This window comes from Mesorhizobium sp. WSM4821 (assembly GCF_055901555.1).
On record NZ_CM148371.1, the window covers coordinates 418,568 to 442,456 of the forward strand.

At 63.3% G+C, this 23,889-nt stretch carries 20 protein-coding genes; 12 read left to right on the forward strand and 8 right to left on the reverse strand.

Features of this window, described 5'->3' with window-relative positions; translation table 11 throughout:
* Nucleotides 1–26 precede the first annotated feature (26 nt).
* The 4 genes from AC0NID_RS01885 (at nt 27) to AC0NID_RS01900 (ending at nt 3,025) form a co-directional block, all read left to right on the forward strand.
* Nucleotides 27–1,190, forward strand: a complete 1,164-nt coding sequence (locus AC0NID_RS01885; protein ID WP_473458722.1) for a mandelate racemase/muconate lactonizing enzyme family protein — start codon at nt 27–29, stop codon at nt 1,188–1,190.
* A gap of 23 nt (nt 1,191–1,213) precedes the next feature.
* Nucleotides 1,214–1,963: a ribonuclease activity regulator RraA gene (locus AC0NID_RS01890; protein ID WP_473458720.1), complete on the forward strand. Its 750-nt coding sequence runs from the start codon at nt 1,214–1,216 to the stop codon at nt 1,961–1,963.
* A gap of 384 nt (nt 1,964–2,347) precedes the next feature.
* On the forward strand, nt 2,348–2,680 hold the full coding sequence (locus AC0NID_RS01895; protein ID WP_473458718.1) for a hypothetical protein: 333 nt from the start codon (nt 2,348–2,350) through the stop codon (nt 2,678–2,680).
* Entirely contained in the window at nt 2,681–3,025 is a 345-nt protein-coding gene (locus tag AC0NID_RS01900) for a hypothetical protein (protein ID WP_473458716.1), read from the forward strand. It begins immediately after the preceding gene.
* Nucleotides 3,026–3,085: 60 nt separating this feature from the next.
* Here the strand turns inward: AC0NID_RS01900 and ggt are convergent, their stop codons facing one another.
* From ggt to AC0NID_RS01915, 3 genes are all read right to left on the reverse strand, one after another.
* Complete coding sequence (ggt, locus tag AC0NID_RS01905; protein ID WP_473458714.1) at nt 3,086–4,825, reverse strand: gamma-glutamyltransferase; 1,740 nt, start codon at nt 4,823–4,825, stop codon at nt 3,086–3,088.
* A 546-nt stretch (nt 4,826–5,371) separates the two neighbouring features.
* A complete protein-coding gene (gene rhaI, locus AC0NID_RS01910; RefSeq protein WP_473458712.1) occupies nt 5,372–6,664 on the reverse strand; it encodes an L-rhamnose catabolism isomerase in 1,293 nt (430 codons plus the stop codon).
* A gap of 124 nt (nt 6,665–6,788) precedes the next feature.
* Nucleotides 6,789–8,891 carry a bifunctional rhamnulose-1-phosphate aldolase/short-chain dehydrogenase gene (locus tag AC0NID_RS01915; RefSeq protein WP_473458710.1) on the reverse strand — a complete coding sequence of 701 codons (2,103 nt, stop codon included), beginning with the start codon at nt 8,889–8,891 and terminating at the stop codon, nt 6,789–6,791.
* A gap of 214 nt (nt 8,892–9,105) precedes the next feature.
* On the opposite strand from AC0NID_RS01915, the gene AC0NID_RS01920 reads away from it, so the two are divergent.
* From AC0NID_RS01920 to AC0NID_RS01950, 7 genes are all read left to right on the forward strand, one after another.
* A complete protein-coding gene (locus tag AC0NID_RS01920) occupies nt 9,106–9,915 on the forward strand; it encodes a DeoR/GlpR family DNA-binding transcription regulator (RefSeq protein ID WP_473458708.1) in 810 nt (269 codons plus the stop codon).
* A 49-nt stretch (nt 9,916–9,964) separates the two neighbouring features.
* Entirely contained in the window at nt 9,965–10,960 is a 996-nt protein-coding gene (gene rhaS / locus AC0NID_RS01925) for a rhamnose ABC transporter substrate-binding protein (protein WP_473458706.1), read from the forward strand.
* A gap of 83 nt (nt 10,961–11,043) precedes the next feature.
* Nucleotides 11,044–12,585 carry a sugar ABC transporter ATP-binding protein gene (locus tag AC0NID_RS01930; protein WP_473458704.1) on the forward strand — a complete coding sequence of 514 codons (1,542 nt, stop codon included), beginning with the start codon at nt 11,044–11,046 and terminating at the stop codon, nt 12,583–12,585.
* A complete protein-coding gene (locus tag AC0NID_RS01935) occupies nt 12,582–13,559 on the forward strand; it encodes an ABC transporter permease (RefSeq protein ID WP_473458702.1) in 978 nt (325 codons plus the stop codon). Before AC0NID_RS01930 ends, AC0NID_RS01935 begins: the two co-directional genes overlap by 4 nt.
* Nucleotides 13,556–14,557, forward strand: a complete 1,002-nt coding sequence (locus AC0NID_RS01940) for an ABC transporter permease (RefSeq protein WP_473458700.1) — start codon at nt 13,556–13,558, stop codon at nt 14,555–14,557. Before AC0NID_RS01935 ends, AC0NID_RS01940 begins: the two co-directional genes overlap by 4 nt.
* A complete protein-coding gene (gene rhaM / locus AC0NID_RS01945) occupies nt 14,557–14,874 on the forward strand; it encodes an L-rhamnose mutarotase (RefSeq protein ID WP_473458698.1) in 318 nt (105 codons plus the stop codon). The genes AC0NID_RS01940 and rhaM overlap by 1 nt, the downstream gene beginning before the upstream one ends.
* Entirely contained in the window at nt 14,871–16,241 is a 1,371-nt protein-coding gene (locus AC0NID_RS01950) for an FGGY-family carbohydrate kinase (RefSeq protein WP_473458696.1), read from the forward strand. Before rhaM ends, AC0NID_RS01950 begins: the two co-directional genes overlap by 4 nt.
* 57 nt (nt 16,242–16,298) lie before the next feature.
* Here the strand turns inward: AC0NID_RS01950 and AC0NID_RS01955 are convergent, their stop codons facing one another.
* From AC0NID_RS01955 to galE, 3 genes are all read right to left on the reverse strand, one after another.
* Nucleotides 16,299–18,125 carry an alanine racemase gene (locus AC0NID_RS01955; protein ID WP_473458694.1) on the reverse strand — a complete coding sequence of 609 codons (1,827 nt, stop codon included), beginning with the start codon at nt 18,123–18,125 and terminating at the stop codon, nt 16,299–16,301.
* A 1-nt stretch (nt 18,126) separates the two neighbouring features.
* Nucleotides 18,127–19,377 carry a D-amino acid dehydrogenase gene (locus AC0NID_RS01960; RefSeq protein WP_473458692.1) on the reverse strand — a complete coding sequence of 417 codons (1,251 nt, stop codon included), beginning with the start codon at nt 19,375–19,377 and terminating at the stop codon, nt 18,127–18,129.
* Nucleotides 19,378–19,473: 96 nt separating this feature from the next.
* On the reverse strand, nt 19,474–20,469 hold the full coding sequence (gene galE, locus AC0NID_RS01965; RefSeq protein WP_473458690.1) for a UDP-glucose 4-epimerase GalE: 996 nt from the start codon (nt 20,467–20,469) through the stop codon (nt 19,474–19,476).
* A 281-nt stretch (nt 20,470–20,750) separates the two neighbouring features.
* On the opposite strand from galE, the gene hemA reads away from it, so the two are divergent.
* On the forward strand, nt 20,751–22,028 hold the full coding sequence (hemA, locus tag AC0NID_RS01970) for a 5-aminolevulinate synthase (protein ID WP_473458688.1): 1,278 nt from the start codon (nt 20,751–20,753) through the stop codon (nt 22,026–22,028).
* Between the two features lie 54 nt (nt 22,029–22,082).
* On the opposite strand, the gene AC0NID_RS01975 is transcribed toward hemA, so the two are convergent.
* Together AC0NID_RS01975 and mscL are read right to left on the reverse strand one after the other, a co-directional pair.
* Entirely contained in the window at nt 22,083–23,249 is a 1,167-nt protein-coding gene (locus AC0NID_RS01975; RefSeq protein ID WP_473458686.1) for a pyridoxal phosphate-dependent aminotransferase, read from the reverse strand.
* Between the two features lie 111 nt (nt 23,250–23,360).
* Nucleotides 23,361–23,780, reverse strand: a complete 420-nt coding sequence (gene mscL / locus AC0NID_RS01980) for a large conductance mechanosensitive channel protein MscL (protein ID WP_473458684.1) — start codon at nt 23,778–23,780, stop codon at nt 23,361–23,363.
* Between the last annotated feature and the right edge of the window lie 109 nt (nt 23,781–23,889).

A 23,889-nucleotide genomic window follows, 5' to 3' on the forward strand; every position in this document is an offset into this window, starting at 1 on the left:
CGGATGCGTGTAGAACGTAGGCGTGGATGACTACGAAGCTTAAGATCACCGCGATCAAGCCCTATCCGGTGTGGGTTGGAACGCGCAATCAGATGCTCGTCAAGATCGAGACTGACCAAGGCATCTTCGGCTGGGGCGAGAGCGGCTTGAGCGGTCGCGAGAGGGCCGTGGCCGGCGCGGTCGAGCACTATCGCGAGTTTCTCATCGGTCGCGACCCGATGCAGATTGGCCGGATCTGGCAGGAAGTTTATCGCAGCCAGTACTTCGAAGGCGGGCGAGTTCTGCAGGCGGCGATTTCCGCCATCGATATCGCCCTTCACGACATCAAGGGCAAGGCGCTGGGGGTGGCGGTCTACGAACTGCTAGGCGGCAAGCAGCGCGACCGCATCCCCACCTTCGCCTCGACGGGAGACGAGGCCGAGGGCGATGTTGCCATCGAACGAGCCCGCGAACTAAGTGCACAGGGGTGGCAGGCGATCCGCTTCTTCCCGATCGGGCAAAACAGCAGGGACATCTTCGAGCCCCGCGAGTCGATCGGCGCCACCGCGAACATGCTGAACAAGGCGCGCGAGGCACTGGGCGACGACGTCGTCCTCGGCATCGACTATCATCATCGGCTGTCGGTGGCAGAGGCGGCGAGCTTCTGCAACAAGCTCGGCCGCGGCGTGCTTGACTTCCTCGAGGAGCCGATACGGGACGAGACACCGGAGGCCTACGAATCCCTGCGTACGATGACCGACATCCCCTTTGCCATCGGCGAGGAATTTGCCAGCAAGTGGCAGTTCCTGCCCTACATCGAGCGCGGCATCCACCAGTTCAACCGGCTCGATGTTTGCAATGTCGGCGGGCTCACCGAGGCGATGAAAGTCGCTGGCTGGAGCGAAGCGCACTATGTGGACCTGATGCCCCACAATCCGCTTGGTCCAGTGTGCACGGCCGCGAGCGTGCATCTCGCCGCCGCGGTACCCAACTTCGCGTGGCTCGAGACCAGGGTGCCCGAAATAAAGTTGGGCTTCGACAATTCCGACTTCTTCCCCGTGCAACCACGGCTCGACGGCCCCGATTATCCGGTCAGCGATCTGCCGGGGCTCGGCGTCGAGGTCAACGAAGCGGCGGTCCAGGCGGAGAGCTTGCGTTTCTGGGAAGCGCCTCACCTTAAGCGCCGCGACGGTTCTGTTACGAACTGGTAACCCCCTTTCAACCGGAGTCCATCATGACGCACACCCCCGATATCACGAGGCCGCCGAAAGACTTGGTCGACGCACTCAGGGAGATCGGCGCCGCAACCGTTGCCGGCACGCTTGGCCACATGGGCTTTCGCAATCCGCACATGGTCGGCCCGGTGGCGCAGAACCACGGGAAATCGATCGTCGGGCCGGCGCTGACGCTGCAGTTCCTCCCGCAGCGGCCGGACCTCTTTACCGAGGGGGAGTATGCCGATCCGGAGACGCAATTGCACCGGCACGTGCTCTACCACGCGCAGGAGGGCGATGTGGTGGTGGTCGACGCGCGCGGCGACATGAGCTCGGGCGTCTTCGGCGATATGATGTCGACGTATTTCAAGGGCAGAGGCGGCGCGGGTATCGTCATCGACGGGTGCATGCGCGACCGGCCTAATGTCGAAAAGCTCGATCTGCCCCTATGGCTGCGCGGCTGGACGCCCAACTACCATGTGCAGACCAGCATCTATCCCAATGCCGTCAATGTTCCAATTGCCTGCGGCGGTGTGACGGTGATCCCCGGCGACATCATCGTCGCCGACGACGACGGGGTGGTGGTGCTTCCCGTCGCAATGGCCGCAGAGGTGATCGAAGAATCACGGAAGCATCACGATTGGGAGGAGTTCTCACGAGTGAAGCTCATGGAGGGGGCGCCATTGCAGCGCTATTATCCGCTGCATGACGATGCCCGCGGGGAGTACGAGGAGTGGCGCAAAACAAACCGCTTGGAGAACCCGAGTTAGCGCACGGACCACTCTGCGGCGGGCGGCAGACCTTCCTGGCCGTATCGCCGGCGTCTGCGCAAAAAGTGCGGAGTCGAATTTCGTTGTCGGGCGTCCTTTTTCATGCGCCGCGTATGTCGAGTTCATGCGCCGCGTATGTCGAGTTGAACGACATGAGGCGCGAAGCCGACTTGAGTCGGCAAGTTCAAACCCAATGTCACTGAGGGAGCGCGAACGAGCTTACGTGATCACACCACTGTCACACCTTGTCGCGCATGTTAGGTTTCCTTGCGGCGGACCTGATTTCCGCTAGGCCGGCGCCGATCAGGCAACCTACCCCACGCCCCCCCAAAAGTGGCGCCGGCCGCCTTCTCCGCCAAAATCAAAACCCGCCTTGGGCGGCACTTGCGCGCGGTCGTCGTCAGGTCCGATAGGAAGCTGTGCGTCCCCTTCGAGCAGTTTCTGCCGGCGGAGTATGGCAATCTGCCGCGCAATTTCTTCACCGGCTCGCCCGACTTCGACCGCTTCGGTGCCGACCATGGTTCGATCGGCTACCAGTTCAGCCATGAGTTCGACGACAGATCGCCTGCTGCGGCAGGACGATCCGGCATGGATTCAAAAAACAGTGGCATGCTGGCGCCAGAAAGTGTTGAAGACCGTGCCGATCGCAGTGAACGCGGCGCGATCCGGTTGCGCTCGGCAAGGCTTGATGATTTGTTGCCGCTTCAAGGAGAATGAATGATGCGCGAGCCTGTCGGTCAAGACGAGTATGGGGCGGCCAACCCGTTCGACCCGGACGATCTGTCGACGTTGAACGTGATGGGTCCGGCTGTGGGCAGCAACGACTTCGAGAAATACGCGGTCGCCGTGATCATCGTGTTCGGCGCTCTCGTCATTGGCGGCCTGATGGCCGCATCCCTGACTTTTGGGCATCGTAACGGCTTCCTCTACGCGCTTGGCGGCGCCACCGCGGCGTGGATATCGGGAAATGCGCTCCTGCTCGACCGGCCGCGTATCTATGCCTTGTTCGTCGGCATCGCGGCCGTGATGCTGATCGCGTCCACGATCACCTTGGTCATCTGACGGCTCTGCCGCTATTCAGGTGGCTGACCTGAATCTTAACGGACCCGGAGCGCACGAAATCTAGTATCCGATGGCCTTGCCGGACGCGGCGCGGCTGTCGATGGCGCCGTTGTAGCGGGCGCCGCCGCCCTTCTCGATGTCGGCCAGGCTCTTGCCGCCAACCAGGATGCCGGCCGCCTGGCCCCAGGTCGTGTCAGTGACATCGAGGCGGTAGCCCATGCCGGCAAGCAGTTTTTCGGTATCCGGCGACAGGCCGAACGGTTCGATAGAGACCGTGTCGGGCAGCCACTGGTGGTGGATGCGCGGCGCGTCGACCGCTTCCTGGATGTTCATGCCGTGATCGACGACATTGACGATCGCTTCCAGCGTGATGGTGATGATGCGTGAGCCGCCGGGACTGCCTATGACCATGAACGGCTTGCCGTCCTTGGCGACGATGGTCGGGCTCATCGACGACAGCGGCGTTTTCCTCGGCTCGATCGCGTTCGCCTCGCCCTGGACAAGGCCGTAGAGATTGGGCACACCCGGTTTCTGGGTGAAATCGTCCATCTCGTTGTTGAGCAGGATGCCGGTGCCGTCGGCGACGACGGCGGCGCCGAACGAACCGTTCAGCGTATAGGTCACCGCGACGGCGTTGCCGTCATTGTCGACGATCGAATAATGCGTCGTCTCCTGGCTCTCGCCAAAACCCTTCGGCATCAGATCCTGCGAGACGCCGGCCCGGAACGGATCGATCTTTTCGCGGATTTCCTTCGCATAGTTCTTGTCGAGCAGCTTTTCGACCGGATTGTCGACGAAGTCGGGATCGCCGAGCGCCGAGTTGCGGTCGACATAGGCATGGCGCATCGCCTCGACCATGATTCGAACGGTCTCGGCGGAACCGGCGCCGAGATAGGACAGTGGATAGCCCTCCAGCACGTTGAGTATCTCGCAGATGATGACGCCACCGGAACTCGGCGGCGGCGAGGAGGTGATCTCATAGCCACGGTAGTTGCAGGTCACCGGCTCGAGTTCGCGGACCGCGTAGGCCTCGAAATCCGCCTTGGCCAGAATGCCGCCCTTCTCCGCGCTCGCCTTGACGATGGCGTCGGCGATGGCCCCCTTGTAGAAGGCATCGCGACCTTGGTCCGAAATGGCCGAGAGCGCGGCTGCGAGATCGGCCTGAATAAGGCGCTCGCCGATGGCATAAGGCTTGCCGTCCGGCTTCAGGAAGATGGCGGCCGCGACCGGGTCCATCGCCAGCCGCTCGGCACCGCCTTCGAGCGCGGCGACATCGCCCTGCTCCAGCACGAAGCCGTCCCTGGCATAGCGGATCGCCGGCGCCATCAGATCCTGCCGCGTCAGCGTGCCGTATTTCTCTCGCGCCATCTCGAAGCCGGCCACCGAACCCGGCACGCCGACCGCGAGATAGCCGTCGAGGCTGGCGCCCTTCACCGGCTTGCCGTCGTTGTCGAGATACATGGTTTTCGTCGAGGCGAGCGGCGCGCGCTCGCGGAAATCGAGAAAGGTCGAGCGGCCGTCCTTGAAGCGGATGGTCATAAAGCCGCCACCGCCGATATTGCCGGCGTTCGGGTAGACCACAGCCAGCGCGTAGCCCACGGCGACCGCCGCATCGACGGCATTGCCGCCCTTCTTCAGCACTTCGACACCGACTTCCGACGCAAGATGCTGGGCGGTCACCACCATGCCGTGCTCGCCCTTCGCCGGCTGCGGCGAGGCGGCGAATGCGGCCGCCAGCGGCACAAAGGTCAAGGTGAGGGAAAGACCGAGGGCGATCAGCGTTCGGCGGGTTTGGTGCATGGCCGTTCTCCGAAGGGCGTTGGATGTGCCTAGAAGACCCTGTCGGAGCGGGCGAGTCCATGGCAATGGAACGTAAAGGGATTGGTGCACGGCTCACCGGCCGCTTCATCAATCCTAATCCTCCCCCAATGACTTGCCTTTCGCTTCCGAGGCGCAGGGGCACGCAGCAAGCAACAGCTACTGGATCAGTTTCTCTGTGCTCGCGCGACATGGCATGACTGCCCCTTCGGGGATCGTTGCTCCCGGCGGTCAATGGGCCGCACAATGTGCAGCGGATGGAACACCCTCAGTTGCCGTTGTCGACATCAACAACGATCCGGGAGACATCGCCCGATCCTGGAGGCGAACGGCACGGGCCGGCATTTACGAATCGCACCTGGTGGACGACGACCCACGAAGCGACAGCCGCGATATATTCTGAGCATCCGTGGATCGGCCGGGCAATTTCAACTTGACTGATGACGGCAGCTATGCTAGGAATTTATTCATAGTGCTGAGTTGCGCCAATGACCCGCCCCGAGGCGGGTTTTTCGTTTCGGGCTGATATCAAACTATCCCGCCGCCGCCGCTCGCAACCGCCGGCCGTTCCGCCGCGACCTTGGCCCGGTAACCGGCGGCGCGGTAGGCGGCGACCGGATCGATGGCGCCGCCGGTGTTCAGCCGCGCCATGGCGAGGATCGGCTCGATATCGGTGCGATAGGCGGCTTTCAGCGCCTGCGTCGCCATCAAGGCGTCGTTGGCGTCCTGATAGCCTTCCAGCGCCCTGCGGTCGACCAGCAGTGCCTGCGCATAGGCGCGCTGCACCTCGACCGCCGACAGCATCAGGCTTTCGATCGGATCGGTGACATTGTGGCTCTGGTCGAGCATGTGGGCCGGATCGAAACCTTCGGCGCCGGCAAGCTCGGCATCGACCAGTTCGTTGAAGACCAAGAACAGCCGGTAGGGATCGATCGAGCCGGCGTCGAGATCGTCATCGCCATATTTCGAATCGTTGAAATGGAAGCCGCCGAGTTTTTTGAACTGGATCAGCCGCGACACGATCATCTCGATGTTGACGTTGGGCGCATGATGGCCGAGATCGACCAGGCAGAAGGCCTTGTCGCCGAGCTCGGTGGCGATCATGTAATTGGTGCCCCAATCCTGCACGACGGTCGAATAGAAGGCCGGCTCGTACATCTTGTGCTCGGTGAACAGCTTCCAGTCGTCCGGCAGTCCGGCGTAGATCTCCTTCATCGCGTCGAGATAGCGCTCGAACGCCCTGGCGAAGTTGACCTGGCCGGGGAAATTCGAGCCGTCGCCGATCCACACCGTCAGCGCCCTGGAGCCCAGCGTCCTGCCGATCTCGATGCATTCGAGATTGTGCTCGATCGCCTGCCGGCGCGTTGCGGCATCGGCATGCGACAGCGAGCCGAACTTATAGGAAAGCGTCTGGTCCCTGGCGTCGGAGAAGGTGTTGGAATTCATGGCGTCGAAGCCGAGGCCGAAACGGGACGCCGCCTGTTTCAGCCGGTTCGGATCGGCCTTGTCCCAAGGTATGTGCAGCGAGACGGTGGGTGTGGCCTGCGTCAGTTGCCGGATGACGGCGCAGTCCTCGATCTTGTCGAAGATGTCGCGCGGCTCGCCGGTGCCGGGAAAGCGGGCAAAGCGGGTGCCGCCCGTGCCGACGCCCCAGGACGGGATCGCCACGGCGAATTTTTCGACCCTGCCGCGAATGGTGTCGATGGCAATGCCGCGACGGTCGAGGCGCTCGCCGAGCGAGTCGTAATCGCGCTTGAGGTCGGCCTCGCGCGCGGCGTTATCTTTGTCGACGATGTCGGTGGAGATGATGGTTTCGGACATGGTGGTTTCCTCCCAGTATGCGTTGGTCGGCGCTGCCCCTCATCCGCCTGCCGGCACCTTCTCCCCGTATAGGGGCGGGAAGAAGAGGATGCGTCGGCGCTGGCGCCAACTCTCAGGCGATTGCCTACCGCGTAAAGCTCTGCGCGTTGCCCGCGTCGACATTGACGATGTTGCCGGTCGACTTGGCCGACATGTCGGAAGCGAAAAAATAGATCGCCTCGGCGATGTCTTCGGGGAACACGGAGCGCTTCAGCATCGAGCGCGAGCGGTAATGTTCCTCCAGGTCGTCGGTCGACATCTTGTAGGCGGCGGCGCGCTGCTCCTTCCACTCGCCGGTCCAGATCTTCGAGCCGCGCAACACGGCGTCGGGATTGACGACATTGACCCTGATCTGCGCTTCCGCGCCCTCCAGCGCCAGGCAGCGCGCCAGATGGATCTCGGCGGCCTTGGCCGTGCAATAGGCGGCGGCATTGGGCGATGCGGCAAGACCGTTCTTGGAGGCGACGAAGACGACGTTGCCGCCGATCTTTTGCGCCCGGAACAGCCGGAAGGCTTCCCGCGAAACCAGAAAATAGCCGGTCGACAGGATGTCCATGTTCTTGTTCCACAACGCCAGCGTCGTCTCCTCGATCGGCGCCGACGTCGCCAGGCCGGCATTCGACACCAGGATATCGATGCCGCCGAATTCAACCGCCGTCTCGGCAAAGCCGGAGATCACCTGATCCTCTGATGTGACGTTGATGGCCAGCGGCCGCACGAAATCCTTGCCATAGGCTTTCGCAAGCTCGTCATTGGCGCTGGCAAGGGCCGTCTCGTCTATATCGGCCAGCACGACGCAGGCGCCTTCGCGCAGCAGCCGGTTGGCCGTCGCCCGACCGATGCCGCCGGCGCCGCCGGTGACCAGCGCGATCTGGCCGGCCAACGCTTTCGGTTTCGGCAGCCGCTGCAACTTCGCCTCCTCGAGCAGCCAGTATTCGATGTCGAAGGCTTCCTGCTCGGGCAGGCCGACATAGGTCGACACCGTCGAGGCGCCACGCATGACATTGATGGCGTTGACGTAGAACTCGCCCGATATGCGCGCCGTCGCCTTGTCGCCGGCGAAGGTGAACATGCCGACGCCAGGCATCAGATAGACCACGGCGTTCGGATCGCGCACCGGTGGCGAATCCGCATGCTTGCAGCGGTCGTAATACGCCTGGTAACCAACGCGATACGCCGCCACGTCGTCGGCTAGGCGGGCAATGACGGCGTCGACATCGGGATTCTCGGGATCGAACCCGATGACCAGCGGCCGGATCTTGGTGCGCAGGAAATGGTCTGGGCAGGAGGTGCCGAGTGCGGCCAGCGGACGCAAATCCTTCGAATTGACGAATTCGAGCACGGCGGGCGAATCGTCGAAATGACCGAGCTTGTGGCTTTTCTCCGAGATCAGGCCGCGGATTCTTGGCATCAGTTTCGCCGCCACGGCGCGACGCGCCGGCGCGTCGAGCGACTTGACTGCCTCGCCGCCGAAGATCGGCAAACCTTCGGACCGGCGCTCGAACCACTCGATCGCCTGGTTGATCACCGAGATCGTCGTCTCGTAGCATTCCCGAGGCGTGTCGCCCCAGGTGAACAGGCCATGGCTTGCCAGCACGACGCCCTTGGCCTCAGGGTTTTCAACGCAGAATTTTTCCAGCCACAGGCCGAGCTCGAAGCCCGGACGCTTCCATGGCAGCCAGCCGATCGTGTCACCAAAAATCTCCTTGGTCAGCGCTCTGGAATCCTTGGCGGCGGCAATGGCGATGATGGCGTCGGGATGCATGTGGTCGACATAGGGCTTCGGCACGAAAGCGTGCAGCGGCGTGTCAATCGAGGCCGCGCGCGGATTGAGATTGAAGGTGCAGTGGGGCAGATAGCCGACCATCTCGTCCTCGTGCTCGAGGCCGCGATACAGACCCTTCAGCGCGCGCAGCTTGTCCATATAGAGCGTGGCGAAGCCGTCTGTTTTAATCGAGGCGCTGTCGCCGCCCGACCCCTTCACCCACAGCACCTCCACGCTCTCGCCGGTGAGCGGATCCCTTTGCCATATCTTGGAGGAGGTGTTGCCGCCGCCATAGTTGGTAACGCGCTTGTCGGAGCCGAGAACATTCGAGCGATAGACGAGACGTTCCGGTTCGCTCATCCCCAGGGCTTTCGCTTCATCCCAAAGATTGGCGAGGCGCGTGCCGGAGCGCTTGTCGAGCATAGGTAATCCTCCCGTGACGTGAGACGCGCAAAACGATGCGGTCGATTGCCACCGCATAGCGGGTCAGCTTTGGTCGAATGTCCACGGAAGCGGCTGGATTGTCAATCATAAACGATCATTATTGATCATATTGCGCTGCACAATGGGATTTAATGATCGGAAATGATTGACACTGCGCGTTTTGAGTGCCTAGATGTGCAGGCAGGGAGGAACCATGCACGAGAAAGAACGCCACAGGATCATTTTGTCCGCCGTCCAGGAAAAGCCTGTGGTGACGGTACAGGAAATGGTCGACCTGACGGACTCGTCCGAGGCGACGATCCGGCGCGACATCGCGGCGTTGCATGTGCAAAAGCGCCTACGGCGCGTGCGTGGCGGCGCCGAGGCGATCACCCCGCCGCAATTCATCGGCCTTGCCGGCCGGCCCTTTTCCGTCAACGAGACGATCAACGCTTCGCAGAAGCGGGCGATCGCACGGGAAGCCGTGGACCTCTGCAAGGACGGCGAGCCGATCATTGTCAATGGCGGCACCACCACTTTCCAGATGGTGCATTTCCTGACCGGCCGCCGCATGCCGATCTTCACCAATTCCTTCCCGATCGCCGAGCACCTGCTCAAGCATTCCAAGAACACGGTGATGCTGTCGGGCGGGACCATCTACCGCGAGCAGAACATCATCCTGTCCCCCTTCGACAACGACGTGACGCGCAATTTCTATGCGCGCCGCATGTTCATGGGCGCGCAGGGGCTCGGACCGTTGGGCCTGATGGAAGGCGATCCGCTGCTGATCCAGGCGGAGCAGAAACTGATCGACCAGGCCGACGAGTTGGTGGTGCTGGTCGACTCCTCGAAGTTCCGCAAACGCTCGAGCCTGATCCTCTGCGGCCTGTCGCGCATCGCCATCGTCATCACCGACGACGGCATCGAGGATCGCGAGGCCAAGATGCTGGAAACCGCCGGTGTGGCGCTGATCGTCGCCCGCACGACGGCAAGCAATAAGGAAGAATCTTCGCTGCAGGCCTGAGACGACCCGCAGCGGCGATGGAATGCAACGCTCAAGGGAGGATATTCGAATGAGCATTTTGAAGAAATTGATGGTGACGGCGGCGTTCTCCGCCGCCATGTTCGTGAATGCCGCCTATGCCGACAACGTCAAGATCGCACTGGTGGTGAAGTCGCTCGGCAACGGCTTCTTCGACGCCGCCAACAAGGGCGCCGAGGAGGCGGCCAAGGAACTCGGCGGCGTTGACATCATCTACACCGGCCCGACCAAGGCGACCGCCGAAGCGCAGATCGAAGTGGTCAATTCGCTAATCGCCCAGAAGGTCGACGCCATCGCCATTTCGGCCAATGACGCCGACGCTCTGGTGCCGGCACTGAAGAAGGCGATGGATCGCGGCATCACCGTCATCTCGTGGGATTCGGGCGTCGCTCCGGAAGGCCGCCAGTTGCACCTCAACCCGTCCGACACCGGCCTGATCGGCGAGACCATCATCAAGCTTGCCGCCGACTACCTGCCGGAAGGCGGCGAAGTCGCCATCCTGTCGGCGTCCTCGACCGCGACCAACCAGAACGCCTGGATCGACGCGGCCAAGAAGGTGCTGCCGGAGAAATTTCCGAAGATCAAACTCGTCGCCACCGTCTATGGCGATGACGATTCGGCCAAGAGCACCGACGAGGCCAAGGGCCTGCTGAAATCCTATCCGAACCTCAAGGCGATCATCGCACCGACCACGGTCGGCGTCGTCGCCGCCGCCCAGGTGGTGACCGACGAGAACCTGATCGGCAAGGTCAATGTCACCGGCCTGGCGCTGCCGTCGGAGTTCAAGAAGTTCATCGACAACGGCGCCAGCCAAGCCGTCGCGCTGTGGAACCCGATCGATCTCGGCTACTCGGCCGTCTACCTCGCCCATGACCTGGCGGTGAAGAAGGAAGAGGCCAAGCCCGGTGCGACGCTGTCGATCGGGCGCGTCGGCAAGATCACGCTCGACGACACCAACTCGGCTGCGATGGCTCCGCCCTTCCAGTTCGACAAGACCAACATCGAAGAATTCTCCAAGATCTATTGATCCTGGAGCCCTTCAAGCCGGCACGGCGGGACCTCAGGCCCCGCCGTGTCTCAAACGGACCTGCTTCAGGGCTTGATACGACTATGGACACGACAGCCCAACTCAATCCGACGATCGAGCAGCCTTTGGCTCCGGCTCCGCGCCTTACGCTGTCCGGCATCTCGAAGAGTTTTCCCGGCGTGCGCGCGCTGCATGATGTCAGCCTGGCGCTTTATCCCGGCCAGGTGACCGCGTTGATCGGTGAAAACGGCGCCGGCAAGTCGACGCTGGTCAAGATCATGACCGGTATCTACCAGCCCGATGCGGGCACCATCAGCATAGATGGCCAGCCCGTCACACTGCCCAGCGCCCATGCCGCCTTCGGACACGGCATCACCGCCATCCATCAGGAGACCGTACTGTTCGACGATCTGACGGTGGCCGAGAACATCTTTCTCGGCCATGCGCCGCGGTCGCGCTTCGGCGCCATCGACTGGCGCACCATGCGCAAACAAGCCCGTGAGGTGCTGGACACGATGCGTGCCGGCCATATCGACGCCGACGCGCGGCTGAAGGACCTCGGCATCGCCAACAAGCACCTCGTTGCCGTCGCCCGCGCCATGTCGATCGATGCGCAGATCGTCATCATGGACGAGCCGACCGCGGCGCTTTCGCTGAAGGAGATCGAGGAGCTTTTCCTGCTGGTCGAATTCCTGAAAAGCGAAGGCAAGGCGATCCTGTTCATCAGCCACAAGTTCGACGAGATCTACCGCATCGCCGACCGCTACACGGTGTTCCGCGATGGCGAGATGGTCGGCGAAGGCCTGATCAAGGACGCCGGCCAGAGCCAGATCGTGCGCATGATGGTCGGCCGCGCCGTCGATCACATCTTTCCGCAGCGCACGGCCGAGATCGGCGCGCCGGTGCTTGCCGTCTCCGGCCTGTCGCACCCGACCGAGTTCGACGATATCGGCTTCGAATTGCACAGGGGCGAAATCCTCGGCTTCTACGGGCTTGTCGGCGCCGGGCGCAGCGAAGTGATGCAGGCGATAGCAGGCATCACCCGCACCAGCAGCGGCACGATCACGCTGGAAGGCAAGGCGATCGTGCCGAAATCGGCGGCGGATTCGATCGACGCCGGCATCGTCTACGTGCCCGAAGAACGCGGCAAGCAGGGCGTGGTGATCGGCCTGCCGATCTTCCAGAACATCTCTCTGCCTTCGCTCAAGCGCACGTCCAAGTCAGGCATGTTGCGGCTGGCGGAAGAGTTCGCGCTGGCCCGTTCCTATACCGAGCGGCTCGATTTGCGCGCCTCCTCGCTCAGCCAGGACGTCGGCACGCTCTCCGGCGGCAACCAGCAGAAGATCGTCATCGCCAAATGGCTGGCGACCGCGCCCAGGGTGATCATCCTCGACGAGCCGACCAAGGGCATCGACATCGGCTCGAAAGCCGCCGTGCACGGCTTCATGGCCGAGCTCGTCGCGCAAGGCCTGTCGGTGATCATGGTGTCGTCCGAACTACCCGAGATCCTCGGCATGTCCGACCGCGTCGTCGTCATGCGCGAAGGCCGCATCGCGTCGGTCTACGACAACAAGGGGCTCGACGCAGAAACGCTGGTCAGGACGGCAGCGGGGATCGCGGCATGAAGGCTCTTCTCAAATACCGCGAAGTCTGGCTGCTTGCCGCCATCGCCGTGCTGATCGGACTGATCTCGATGCGCTTTCCGGGCTTTGCCGCCCCCGGCAATCTGCGGCAGCTGTTCAACGACACCTCGATCCTGATGATCCTGGCGCTGGGCCAAATGGTGGTGATCCTGACCCGCTCGATCGACCTGTCGATGGCGTCGAACCTCTGCTTCACCGGCATGGTGGTGGCGATGCTGAATGCAGCACATCCGGCAATCCCCATCCCGCTGCTGATCGTCATCGCACTTCTGGTCGGCTTGGTGCTCGGCGCGATCAACGGTCTGCTGGTGTGGCGGCTGAACATCCCCTCGATCGTGGTGACGCTCGGCACGCTCACCATCTACCGCGGCGCCACCTTCGTCATATCGGGCGGCGCCTGGGTCAATGCCGACCAGATGAGCCCTGAGTTCATCGGCCTGCAGCGGACGGCTTTCCTTGGCATTCCCGTCCTGTCGTGGATCGCCATACTGGTCATTGCTTTGTTCTTCCTGTTGATGACGCGCACCGCGCTCGGCCGCTCGATCTACGCCATCGGCGTCAACCCGACGGCATCGGTCTATGCCGGCATCGATGTCGGCCGGACCAAGTTCATCGTCTTTTGCATTTCGGGGATGGCTGCCGGTCTCTGCGGCTATCTCTGGATCTCGCGCTACGTCATCGCCTCGGTCGAGGTCGCCAATGGCTACGAGCTCAACATCATCGCCGCCTGCGTCATCGGCGGTATCTCGATCGCCGGTGGCATCGGCTCGGTCGGCGGCGCAGTGCTCGGCGCGCTCTTCCTCGGCATCATCTCCAACGCGCTGCCGGTCATCAACATCTCGCCGTTCTGGCAGATGGCGATTTCAGGCAGCGCCATCATCCTGGCCGTGGTGCTCAATGCGCGCGGCGAACGCCGGCAAGGCCGCATCATCCTCAAAAAGGCGGAAGCGGCATGACCGACACCCCTGCTCCACGCCACATTCCGGACCGGCTCGACAAGCCATTCAACTCGGCGATCTTCTCATGGGAGGCGCTGCTGGTTGCCGTGGCGGTTGCCATCTTTGCCGTCAACAGCTTCGCCTCGCCCTATTTCCTCGACGCGTGGTCGCTGTCGGACCTGACCTTCAACTTCACCGAAAAGGCGCTGATCGCGCTCGCCATGGCGCTGCTGATCATTTCCGGCGAGATCGACCTGTCGGTCGCCGCGATCATTGCCTTGGCTTCGACGATGATGGGCATGGCGGTGCAGGCCGGCGCCGGCACGCCGGTGCTGGTGGCGATCGGCATCGTCGTCGGGCTCGGCTGCGGCGCCTTTAACGGGCTGCTCGTCACCAGGCTGGGATTGCCGTCGATCGTCGTCACCATCGGTACCATGAGCCTGTTTCGCGGCATCGCCTTCATCATCCTCGGCGACCAGGCCTACAAGGGCTATCCCCCGAGCTTCGCCTTCTTCGGCCAGGGCTATGTCTGGTGGGTGGTGTCGTTCGAACTGGCGCTGTTCCTGGTCGCGGCGGTGGTCTACTGGTTCGTGCTGCACCGGACGAGCTTCGGCCGCCGCGTCTTCGCCATCGGCAACAATCCGGTCGCCGCGCAATTTTCCGGCGTGCGCGTCGGCCGCATCAAGTTCATCCTGTTCTGCCTGACCGGGCTGATGGCGGGCATCGCCTCGGTGCTGATCACCTCGCGGCTCGGCTCGACCCGGCCGTCGATCGCTCAAGGCTACGAGCTCGAAGTCATCACCATGGTGGTGCTCGGCGGCGTCAGCATTCTCGGCGGCGCAGGCAGCATTGTGGGCGTGGTGCTGGCCGCCTTCATCATGGGACTGGTGACTTTTGGCTTGGGACTGCTCAACGTGCCCGGCATCGTCATGTCGATCTTCATCGGCCTGCTGCTGATCATCGTCATCGCGCTGCCGATCCTGTGGCGGCGTGTGCGCCGGGAGCGCTTCACCTGATGGCCGAGAAGTACGCGTTCAAGATGAAGCTCAATCCTGGCATGAAGGCCGAATACAAAAGACGCCACGACGCCATCTGGCCATCGCTGGTGGCGCTGTTGAAACAGGCCGGCGTCGCCGACTATTCGATCCATCTCGACGAAGAGACCAACACCTTGTTCGGCGTGCTGTGGCGGCGCGACGGCCATGGCATGGACGAATTGCCGAAGCACCCGGTGATGCTGCGCTGGTGGGCCGAGATGGCCGACATCATGGAAACCAAGCCTGATAACGAGCCGGTGGCGGTGCCGCTGGAAACAATGTTCCATATGAAATGACCCGCCACGTCGCCGTCATCGATATCGGCAAGACCAACGCCAAGGTGGCGCTGGTCGATCTCGCCGATATGCGCGAAGTCGCGCTGCGCCGCGCGGCGAACGCGCCCGTTGCCGAGCCCCCCTACCCGCACCATGATGTCGAACTTCTGTGGTCGTTCATCCTCGACAGCCTCGCCGGGATCAACCAGGAGCAGCGCATCGATGCGATATCGATCACCACGCATGGCGCGACTGGCGTGCTGGTGGACGCCGCCTGCGAACTGGCGCTGCCGGTGCTCGACTATGAATTCGACGGGCCTGACGCCCTTGCCGAGGTCTATGACGCGATCCGTCCGGCCTTCACCGAGACGGGCACGCCGCGCTTGCCGGTCGGCCTCAATCTCGGCGCGCAACTCTTCTGGCAGCAGAAGCGGTTTCCGGCGGATTTCGCCAAGGCCGCCGCCATCCTTATGTACCCGCAATATTGGGCGTTGCGCCTGACCGGCGTCGCCGCCAACGAAGTGACCTCGCTCGGCTGTCACACGGATTTGTGGAACCCGTGGAGAGCGGATTTTTCGTCACTAGTCGACAAAACGCAATGGCGCCGGCTGATGGCGCCGGTGCGGCCGGCGAAGGACCGCCTCGGCCCGATCCTGCCAGCCCTTGCCGTCCGCACCGGGCTCGATCCGCAGACGCCGGTGTTGTGCGGCCTGCACGATTCCAATGCCTCACTGCTGCCGCATCTCCTGTCCGGCACACCGCCCTTCTCCGTCGTCTCGACCGGAACCTGGGTGGTGTCGATGGCTGTCGGCGGCAACAAGATCGCGCTCGACCCGACACGCGACACGCTGGTCAACGTCAATGCGCTCGGCGATCCGGTGCCGTCGGCGCGCTTCATGGGCGGCCGCGAGTTTTCGCTGCTGACGGAAGGCCAATCGGAAGACTGGAGTGAAGAGGATGTCGCCACCGTGCTCGGGCGGAAGTGGTTCCTGCTGCCTTCGACCCAACAGGGTTCTGGACCGTTTCCGCATCACACCGCCGCATGGCTCAACGCCGAAAGCTTGATCAACGGCCAGCGTTTTGCCGCCGTCTCTTTCTACCTGGCGCTGATGACGACGACCTGTCTCGACCTGATCGGCGCCGCTGGCCAGACAATCGTCGAGGGTCCGTTCGCCCGCAACCGGCTTTTCACGCAGATGCTGGCCGGAGCGACGGCGCGTGCCGTCATTGCGTCCGAGGCCGCGACCGGCACCAGCATCGGCGCTGCCTTGCTGGCGTCGGACCAGAGAATGGTCCTGGGCAAAGGCGAAAGGATCGAACCGCCGGCTGATCCAGCCTGGGCGGATTATGCGCGCTCATGGCGTGCGGCGGTCGAGGCGCAGAGATGATAATTTCTTGAGCATGATCTTTTCCGAACAACCGGTGTCCACTTTTCGGGATCATGCTCAGAGAATCCGTTTGCCGAAAGCCGACATGACGAAATTGACCGTTTCGGTCGCCAATCGCGGCTCGAAACCTGATGTCAGGCCGGAAACATTCATCGACAACAGACCGCCGGACAGCGCGATCGCCTCCATCGCCTGATGCGTTTCGCGTACGGTGATGCCGCCGGACCCTGCCGCCCAGCCGGCGAATTCGGTCACGTCAGGGGAATAGCTGAGATGAAAGCCTTGCGTGCCGGAGGTGGCGATTCGGATCGCCTCGTGCATGAGGTCGCGCATGCCCATGGCGTCGATGTCGGTCATGGTGAAGGCGGAGACACGCGAATCCTTCAGCACCCGGGCCTCGGCCGGGTCGGCATGGCGCAGCCCGACGATGACGACGTTTTCCGGCGACAGCTGCGGCAGCAAGGCGCCGGGCTTGTGGTCGAGGCCAAGCGCACGCGCCAGCACCGAACGCTCCGGCAGGTCGATGCTGTCTTCGCTTTCCGGCATGAGTGCTGCGATGGAATCGATCCAGATCAGGCCGAAGGAGTGTGTCGCCCGCGCGGTCGCTGTCAGGGCCTTGTGGGCGATGCGCCGGTCGCTCCCGGCTGTGAGCCGCATCAAGCCTGACGGCGGCCGCTCGATATCGGCCAGTTCGACGACATCGAAATTCATCGCCTCCAGCCGGGCGCCGGTCGCTTCCCTGGCGAGGATGCCGGCGGCCGCCGGTTCGGCCGATATCGACACCATCTTGCGGCCGGAAAAATCCTCGACGTCGTGCATCGGGGCCTTTTCGACATATTCCGAGGTCATCGCCAGCAGCATGGCGCCATAGCTCATGCGGAAGGCGACGCGGTCGCCGACGGCGGGCGGCGGATCGGCGTCGTGCACGTCGAGCAGCAGATGGTCGCTGGAGGCGCCGAGCACGCGCACGCCCTTGGCGATCGGCGTGAGCCCTTCGACCAGCACGTCCTCGCGGCCGATATTGGCGATGGCGCGCAGCCTGTCGCCTTCGTCTGGAAACACCGGCTGGTTGCCGAAAGCGTCGTAGCCGGATTGGCCGATCGGCCGCGACGGCTTGAGCTTGACCTCGATGAGTTCGCTGGTCAGCCGGCAGGCGTCGGGTTCGAGTTCGGCCCACGGCGTCTCACGGAAAGTTTCGACGCCACCCTGCAGGATCGCCTCGCCGACGCGCAGATTATTGATGCCGGCAGGCAGCCTGCCCTCGAGCAGCAGCGTCAACGACGACGAGGCTCCGCCTGAGATCCAGTCGAGGCTTTTGCCGGAGAGCCGCTCGGTCTTGTAGGCATGGGCGACGAGTTGCCCGAGGTTCTCTTCCGTCGGCATGATGGCTCCGAAGCAGCCGAGATTGGTGCCGATGCCGGCGATGCGCACGCCCTTGAGTGCCAGGATCTGCTCGACCGTGGGCACGAGATCGTTCGGCCAGATGCCTTCCCTGAGGTCGCCAAGATCGATCATCAGCATGATGTCGTGGACGCGGCCCATGCGTTCGGCGATGCGCGATAGCTCGCGGATGGTGGCGAGTTCGGACTGCAGGCTGATGTCGACGGTGCGGACCACCTCCTCGATGCGCGCCATCGGCGGGCTGCGCAGCAGCATGATCGGGGCGGTGATGCCGCTGTCGCGAAGCCGGCGGATGTTTTCGAAGCGCGATTCGGCGATGCCGAAGACGCCGCCGCGAAGCATGGCGCGCGCCACCTGCGGCATGCCGCAGGTGCCCTTGGTGACGCCGAAGACCTTGATGCCCGATAGGGCGCAGCGCTCGACGATCGTGCGCGCATTGCGCTCGATGCGGCCAAGGTCGATGGCGACTTGAGGTCCCGACATTTTAGCCCCTGTAGACCAGCCCTTGCGGATCAATGTCCGGCTTGCGGCCGGCGACCAGATCGGCGAGGAATTTTCCCGAACCGCAGGCCATGGTCCAGCCGACATGACCATGGCCGGTGTCGAGATAGAGGTTTTCGTACCGCGCCCGGCCGATGACCGGCACCGAGTTCGGCATCATCGGCCTTAAGCCGGCCCAAAGCTCGGCCTTCTTCTCGTCGAAGGCACCCGGGAAAAGTTCCTTGCCGGTCCTAAACATGGCAGCGAAATCGCTCGGCTTGTGGGTGCGGTCGAAGCCGGTGAACTCGGCGGTCGAGGCGAGCCGCAGCCGGTTGCCGAGCCGGGAATAGGCGATCAGCTGATCTTCGTCGGCGCCGCCCATGGTCGGGCCCTTGCTTTCGTCCTCCAGTGGCACAGTCGCGGTGTAGCCCTTGACCGGATAGACCGGCAGGTCGATGCCATAGCGGCGGCCGAGCAGGCCGCTTTCCGGCCCCATCGAGATGACCACGGCGTCGCCGGCTATCGGGCCGGCCGAGGTCATCACCGCGCGCACCCGGTCGCCTTCGATATCGAGGCCTTCAACTGATGTGTCGTAGAGAAAGCGGACACCGAGCTTCTCGGCCGCATGGGCAGCGAGGTTCCGGGTGAATTGGCTGGAGTCGCCGGTCTGGTCGATCGGCGAATAGACGCCGCCGGCTATTTTGTCCTTGGCCCCGGCAAGGCCGGGCTCGAGCTCGACCAGCCGGTCGCGGCCGACGATCTCGATCGGCAGACCGTGCTTAGCGAGATAGCGGTAATTGCCGGTGCCGGTATCAAGACTCTGCTGCGAGCGGAAGAAATAGAGGATGCCTTTCTTGCGCTCGTCATAGTGAGTGCCGGTGTCGGCGGAGATGGCGTTGATGCACTCGCGCGAGTAGAGCGCCAGGCGCAGCTTGATGTCGGTGTTGGCGCGCAGGCGCGCATGCGTGCACTGGCGCAGGAAACGCAGGCTCCAGGCCAAGAAATAAGGATCGAAGCGCAGCCGCACCTTGATGCCGAGATCGTGGTTGTAGAGCGCGCGCAGGAACGTCTTCAGCGCAGCGGGCGAGGCCCAGGCGGTGGCGTCGCCGGGCGATACCAGGCCGGCATTCGACTGGCTGGTGCCGCGCGCCGCTGCCGGATGGCGCTCGATCACCGTGACCTCGTGGCCGTCGCCGGCCAGATAATAGGCGGCCGCCGTGCCGACGACACCGGCTCCGAGCACCAATATTCTCATGCCGCCCCCCAAAGGTCACACGCGGCCAAATGCGTCCACGCTGCCGCGCAGCTCCTTCAATAGCGCTTCTGCGTGGGGGTTTCGAGCCTAAGAGACTCAGCCCCGCGCCGAATTCTTGCCGGTCAGGATGCGCTCCCAGGCCAGCGCGTCGGCGACGATCAGGTCGAGGTCGTCGCGCTGCGGGATCCAGCCGAGCTCGCGGCGCGCCAGCTCCGAATTGGCAACCACCGCCGCGGCGTCGCCCGGACGGCGCTCGCCCATCCGCACCTCGAAATCATCGCCGAAGACGCGACGCACGCTGTCGATCACCTCGAGCACCGAATAGCCGTGGCTGTAGCCACAATTGGCGACGAGGCTTGTTCCGCCGGCGCGCAGCCGCTCCAGCGCAAGCCGATGCGCCGCCGCCAAGTCGCTGACATGGATGTAGTCGCGCATGCAGGTGCCGTCAGGTGTCGGATAGTCGGTACCGAACACCTGCATGAAGGGACGCTTTCCGAGCGCCGTCTCGCTGGCGACCTTGATCAGATGCGTGGCGCCCGGCGTCGATTGGCCGGTGCGGCCCTTCGGGTCGGCGCCGGCGACGTTGAAGTAGCGAAGCGCCGTATAGCGCAAGCCATGGGCGATTGCGGCGTCGCGCAGCATCCATTCGCTCATCAGCTTGGACAGGCCGTAGGGCGATTCCGGTGCAAGGCGGGCATCCTCGCGCACCGGCTCCAGCCCGGCGCCGCCGTAGACGGCGGCGGTCGAGGAAAAGATGAAATTGGGCACGCCTTCGCGCACCGCGGTCTCGATCAGCGTGCGCGTCTTGCAGGTGTTGTTCTCGTAATAGCCGAGCGGGTCGGCGACCGATTCGGGAACGACGATGGAGCCGGCGAAATGGATGATCGCGTCGACATGATTGTCCCGGATGATCGAACCGACCAGCTCCTTGTCGGCGACATCGCCGACGACCAGCTTCGCCTCGGGCGCCACCGCCCATTCGAAACCGGTCGAAAGCCTGTCGAGAACGACGACACTGTCGCCCGCATCCAGGAGCTCCCAGACCATGTGACTGCCGATATAGCCGGCACCGCCTGTCACCAAAACCGTCATCCGCGTCCTCGCTGCTCAAGATTTATCGGAAACTGTCTCAACACCCGCCTTACTGGAAAGCCTGCCGCTAGGCCATTAGTACATGCCCATTGGTATCTGCGGTAACCGGTCTCATCGGCGCATGGCATCGTCCTGAAACAAAATTGATCCACATCAAGGGAATAGGCCATGATCCGTGGTCGTTAGGAACAGGCTTGGGGCGTGGCATTTTGACCAAAAAGCCCAGGTGGACGTCGAATAGGGCAGTGATTATGATCCCACGCAAAAATTGGGAAGCCGAAATGAACTATCAGCGGTTCTTCGAGGACGCGATCGACCAGATTCATGCAGAGCGTCGCTACCGCATCTTCGCCGACCTCGAGCGCATCGTAGGGAAATTCCCGCGCGCCATCTGGCGCGCCAACGGCAGCGCCCAGGAAATCACCGTCTGGTGCTCCAACGACTATCTCGGCATGGGCCAGCATCCCGACGTCATCACGGCGATGCAGAACGCCGCCGGCAAGATGGGATCCGGCGCCGGTGGCACCCGCAACATTTCCGGCACCAGCAATCCGCTTGTCGAGCTCGAACTGGAACTGGCCGACTTGCACGACAAGGAAGCGGCACTGGTCTTCACCTCCGGCTTCGTCTCCAACGAAGCCTCGATCTCGACCATTGCGCGGCTCCTGCCCAACTGCCTGATCATCTCGGACGAACTCAATCACGCCTCGATGATCGAGGGCGTGCGTCGCTCGGGCGCCGAGAAGAAGATCTTCCGCCACAACGACGTTGCGCATCTCGAAAGCCTGCTGCAGGCGGCGGGCCGCGAACGCGCCAAGCTGATCGTTTTCGAGAGCGTCTATTCGATGGATGGCGACATCGCGCCGATCAAGCAGATCGTCGAGCTCGCCGAGCGCCACAACGCCATGACCTATATCGACGAGGTCCATGCCGTCGGCATGTACGGACCGCGCGGCGGCGGCATCACCGAGCGCGAAGGGCTGGCTGACCGCATCGACATCATCGAAGGCACGCTGGCCAAGGCGTTCGGCACGCTCGGCGGCTATATCACCGGCACAAGTGCCGTGATCGACGCCGTGCGCTCCTATGCGCCGGGATTCATCTTCACCACGGCGCTGCCGCCGGCCATCGCCGCCGCGGCGACCACGTCGATCCGCCATTTGAAGCGCTCACAGGCCGAGCGCGGCGCACAGCAGCGCCAGGCGGCGCGGACCAAGCAGGTTCTTGCCGCCGCCGGCCTGCCGGTATTGGACTCCGCCACCCACATCGTTCCGGTGCTCGTCGGCGATCCCGAGCTCTGCAAGATGGCCAGCGACCGCCTGCTCGGCGTCCACGGCATCTACATCCAGCCGATCAACTACCCGACCGTGCCGCGCGGCACCGAACGGCTGCGCATCACACCGACGCCGTTCCATTCGGATCAATTGATCGCCGAACTTCAGGACGCGCTGGTCGAGACCTGGGATGCGTTGGGCATTCCTTACGGCTCCGCCGGCCGGCCTTCGGTAGCCGAGACCGACCGCGTCATTCCCCTGCTGGTGCCGAAGTCCGGCGGGTGAAGCCGTTTGAAACTCTGCTCCGACGGCGATCTGACCCGCCGGGGCGAACTCGCTTCAAGCAGTTCTGATCCACTTCGCCAGCCGGTGCGCAGCTTCCTCGAGCTGGTCGAGGCGGCGGTGGAAACACAGCCTGAGGAAGGCTTCGCCGCCGGGACCGAATGCGGTTCCGGGTGCCAGGCCGACATTGGCGCGATCGACAATGTCGAAGGCGGCAGCACGTGAATCGGTGATGCCGTCGACCGCGAAGAACAGATAGAACGCGCCCTGCGGCACAGTGAAGCGCGTCCTGCCGGTCTCGGCGAGGATCGAGCAGACCAGGTCGCGCGCCGCCTTCGCCCGCTCCACTTGCTCCTTGATGAAGGCGTCGCCTTCATCGAGGGCGACGACCGCGCCGCGCTGCATGAACTGGGCGACGCCCGAGGTCGAATACTGGACCAGGTTCTCGAACACCTGTTGCAGCGAAGGATGGGTCTTGATCCAGCCGACCCGCCAGCCGGTCATCGCCCAGTTCTTGGAAAAACTGTTGACGAACAGGATGCGATCCTCGTCGGCCATGACGTCGATGAAGGACGGCGCGCGACCATGGCCGTAGTGGAACAGCGAATAGATCTCGTCGGCGACGATCCAGAGGCCCCTTTCGCGGGCAAGGTCGAGGATCGCTTGCAACGTCTCCCTGTCGGCGGTCCAGCCGGTCGGGTTGGACGGCGTGTTGACGAACAGCGCCTTTGTCCTTGGCGTGATCGCCGCCTCGATCTTGCCGACGTCGCAGGACCAGCCATTGCCGGAGTGGTCGAGCGTGACAGCGACCGGGACCGCGCCCGCCAAGCCGGCGGCAGCGGCGAAGTTCGGCCAGGCCGGCGACAGATAGACGACCTCGTCGTCCTTGCCGGCGACGGCGTCGAGCGCCAGCTTGATGGCCTGCATGCCCGAACCGGTGACGATGAATTCTTCCTCGACGAAGGACTTGCCGAAATGCCTGACGTAATAGCGGGCGAGCGCCTGCCGCAGTTCGGGAATACCCCTCTGCCAGGTATAGAAGGTTTCGCCGCCGGCCAGCGCCCGGGCAGCGGCATCGGCGATAAAGGTAGGCGTCGGCAGGTCACCCTCGCCTGCCCAGAGCGGGATCATGCCGTCGCGCCCGCGGCCGCGGTTCATCACGGCGACAATGCCGCTTTCCGGCGCGGCCCGAGCCTCGGCGCGCAAATTCTCGATCAGGGTCATGGATAAATCCGTTTTCGTCTTCTCGACTGCTAGCGTGTTTTGCGACAGGCGAAAATAGAAAACCCCGGCCGAAAACGGCCGGGGTTTTGGTCCAGGGAACCTGTCTTCGGACTATTTCCTGGCGAGGAGATCGCGAATTTCGGTGAGCAGCGCAATATCGGCCGGCGGCGGAGCCGCAGGCGCAGGGGACTTCTCGGCCTCCGTTCGCTTGCGCAGATCGTTCACCGCCTTGACCATCAGGAAGATGATGAAGGCGAGGATGATGAAATTCAGCGCCACGGTGATGAAATTGCCATAGGCAAACACCGCGCCTTGCTTGCGCGCGTCAACGAGGTTGGTTGCGTTTACCGCAGACGACAGACCTATGAAATAGTTTGAGAAATCGACGCCTCCAAGTGCGCCGATGAAAGGCATGATGATGTCGTTGACCAGGGAATCGACGATCTTGCCGAAGGCAGCGCCGATGATGACGCCAACCGCCAGGTCCATCACATTGCCCTTGGAAATGAACTCCTGGAATTCTTTAAGCATTCGACCCTCCTTGCCATGACGTGCTGGTTCCAGCCGTCCGCCGCCGCCCCACAGGCAAGATAGCAAAAACCTGCGGTTGCAACAGGAGCAAAAGCCGGTTTCCACCGGC

Excerpts from the sequence above, each read along its gene's own strand:
- AC0NID_RS01955 (WP_473458694.1), bottom strand. The coding sequence starts at position 18,125 with ATGTCGGGACCTCAAGTCGCCATCGACCTTGGCCGCATCGAGCGCAAT.
- rhaI (WP_473458712.1), bottom strand. The coding sequence starts at position 6,664 with ATGTCCGAAACCATCATCTCCACCGACATCGTCGACAAAGATAACGCC.
- AC0NID_RS01950 (WP_473458696.1), top strand. The coding sequence starts at position 14,871 with ATGACCCGCCACGTCGCCGTCATCGATATCGGCAAGACCAACGCCAAG.
- AC0NID_RS01885 (WP_473458722.1), top strand. The coding sequence starts at position 27 with ATGACTACGAAGCTTAAGATCACCGCGATCAAGCCCTATCCGGTGTGG.
- hemA (WP_473458688.1), top strand. The coding sequence starts at position 20,751 with ATGAACTATCAGCGGTTCTTCGAGGACGCGATCGACCAGATTCATGCA.
- AC0NID_RS01930 (WP_473458704.1), top strand. The coding sequence starts at position 11,044 with ATGGACACGACAGCCCAACTCAATCCGACGATCGAGCAGCCTTTGGCT.
- AC0NID_RS01940 (WP_473458700.1), top strand. The coding sequence starts at position 13,556 with ATGACCGACACCCCTGCTCCACGCCACATTCCGGACCGGCTCGACAAG.
- rhaM (WP_473458698.1), top strand. The coding sequence starts at position 14,557 with ATGGCCGAGAAGTACGCGTTCAAGATGAAGCTCAATCCTGGCATGAAG.
- mscL (WP_473458684.1), bottom strand. The coding sequence starts at position 23,780 with ATGCTTAAAGAATTCCAGGAGTTCATTTCCAAGGGCAATGTGATGGAC.
- AC0NID_RS01975 (WP_473458686.1), bottom strand. The coding sequence starts at position 23,249 with ATGACCCTGATCGAGAATTTGCGCGCCGAGGCTCGGGCCGCGCCGGAA.
- galE (WP_473458690.1), bottom strand. The coding sequence starts at position 20,469 with ATGACGGTTTTGGTGACAGGCGGTGCCGGCTATATCGGCAGTCACATG.
- AC0NID_RS01935 (WP_473458702.1), top strand. The coding sequence starts at position 12,582 with ATGAAGGCTCTTCTCAAATACCGCGAAGTCTGGCTGCTTGCCGCCATC.
- AC0NID_RS01890 (WP_473458720.1), top strand. The coding sequence starts at position 1,214 with ATGACGCACACCCCCGATATCACGAGGCCGCCGAAAGACTTGGTCGAC.
- rhaS (WP_473458706.1), top strand. The coding sequence starts at position 9,965 with ATGAGCATTTTGAAGAAATTGATGGTGACGGCGGCGTTCTCCGCCGCC.
- AC0NID_RS01915 (WP_473458710.1), bottom strand. The coding sequence starts at position 8,891 with ATGCTCGACAAGCGCTCCGGCACGCGCCTCGCCAATCTTTGGGATGAA.
- ggt (WP_473458714.1), bottom strand. The coding sequence starts at position 4,825 with ATGCACCAAACCCGCCGAACGCTGATCGCCCTCGGTCTTTCCCTCACC.
- AC0NID_RS01900 (WP_473458716.1), top strand. The coding sequence starts at position 2,681 with ATGATGCGCGAGCCTGTCGGTCAAGACGAGTATGGGGCGGCCAACCCG.
- AC0NID_RS01920 (WP_473458708.1), top strand. The coding sequence starts at position 9,106 with ATGCACGAGAAAGAACGCCACAGGATCATTTTGTCCGCCGTCCAGGAA.
- AC0NID_RS01960 (WP_473458692.1), bottom strand. The coding sequence starts at position 19,377 with ATGAGAATATTGGTGCTCGGAGCCGGTGTCGTCGGCACGGCGGCCGCC.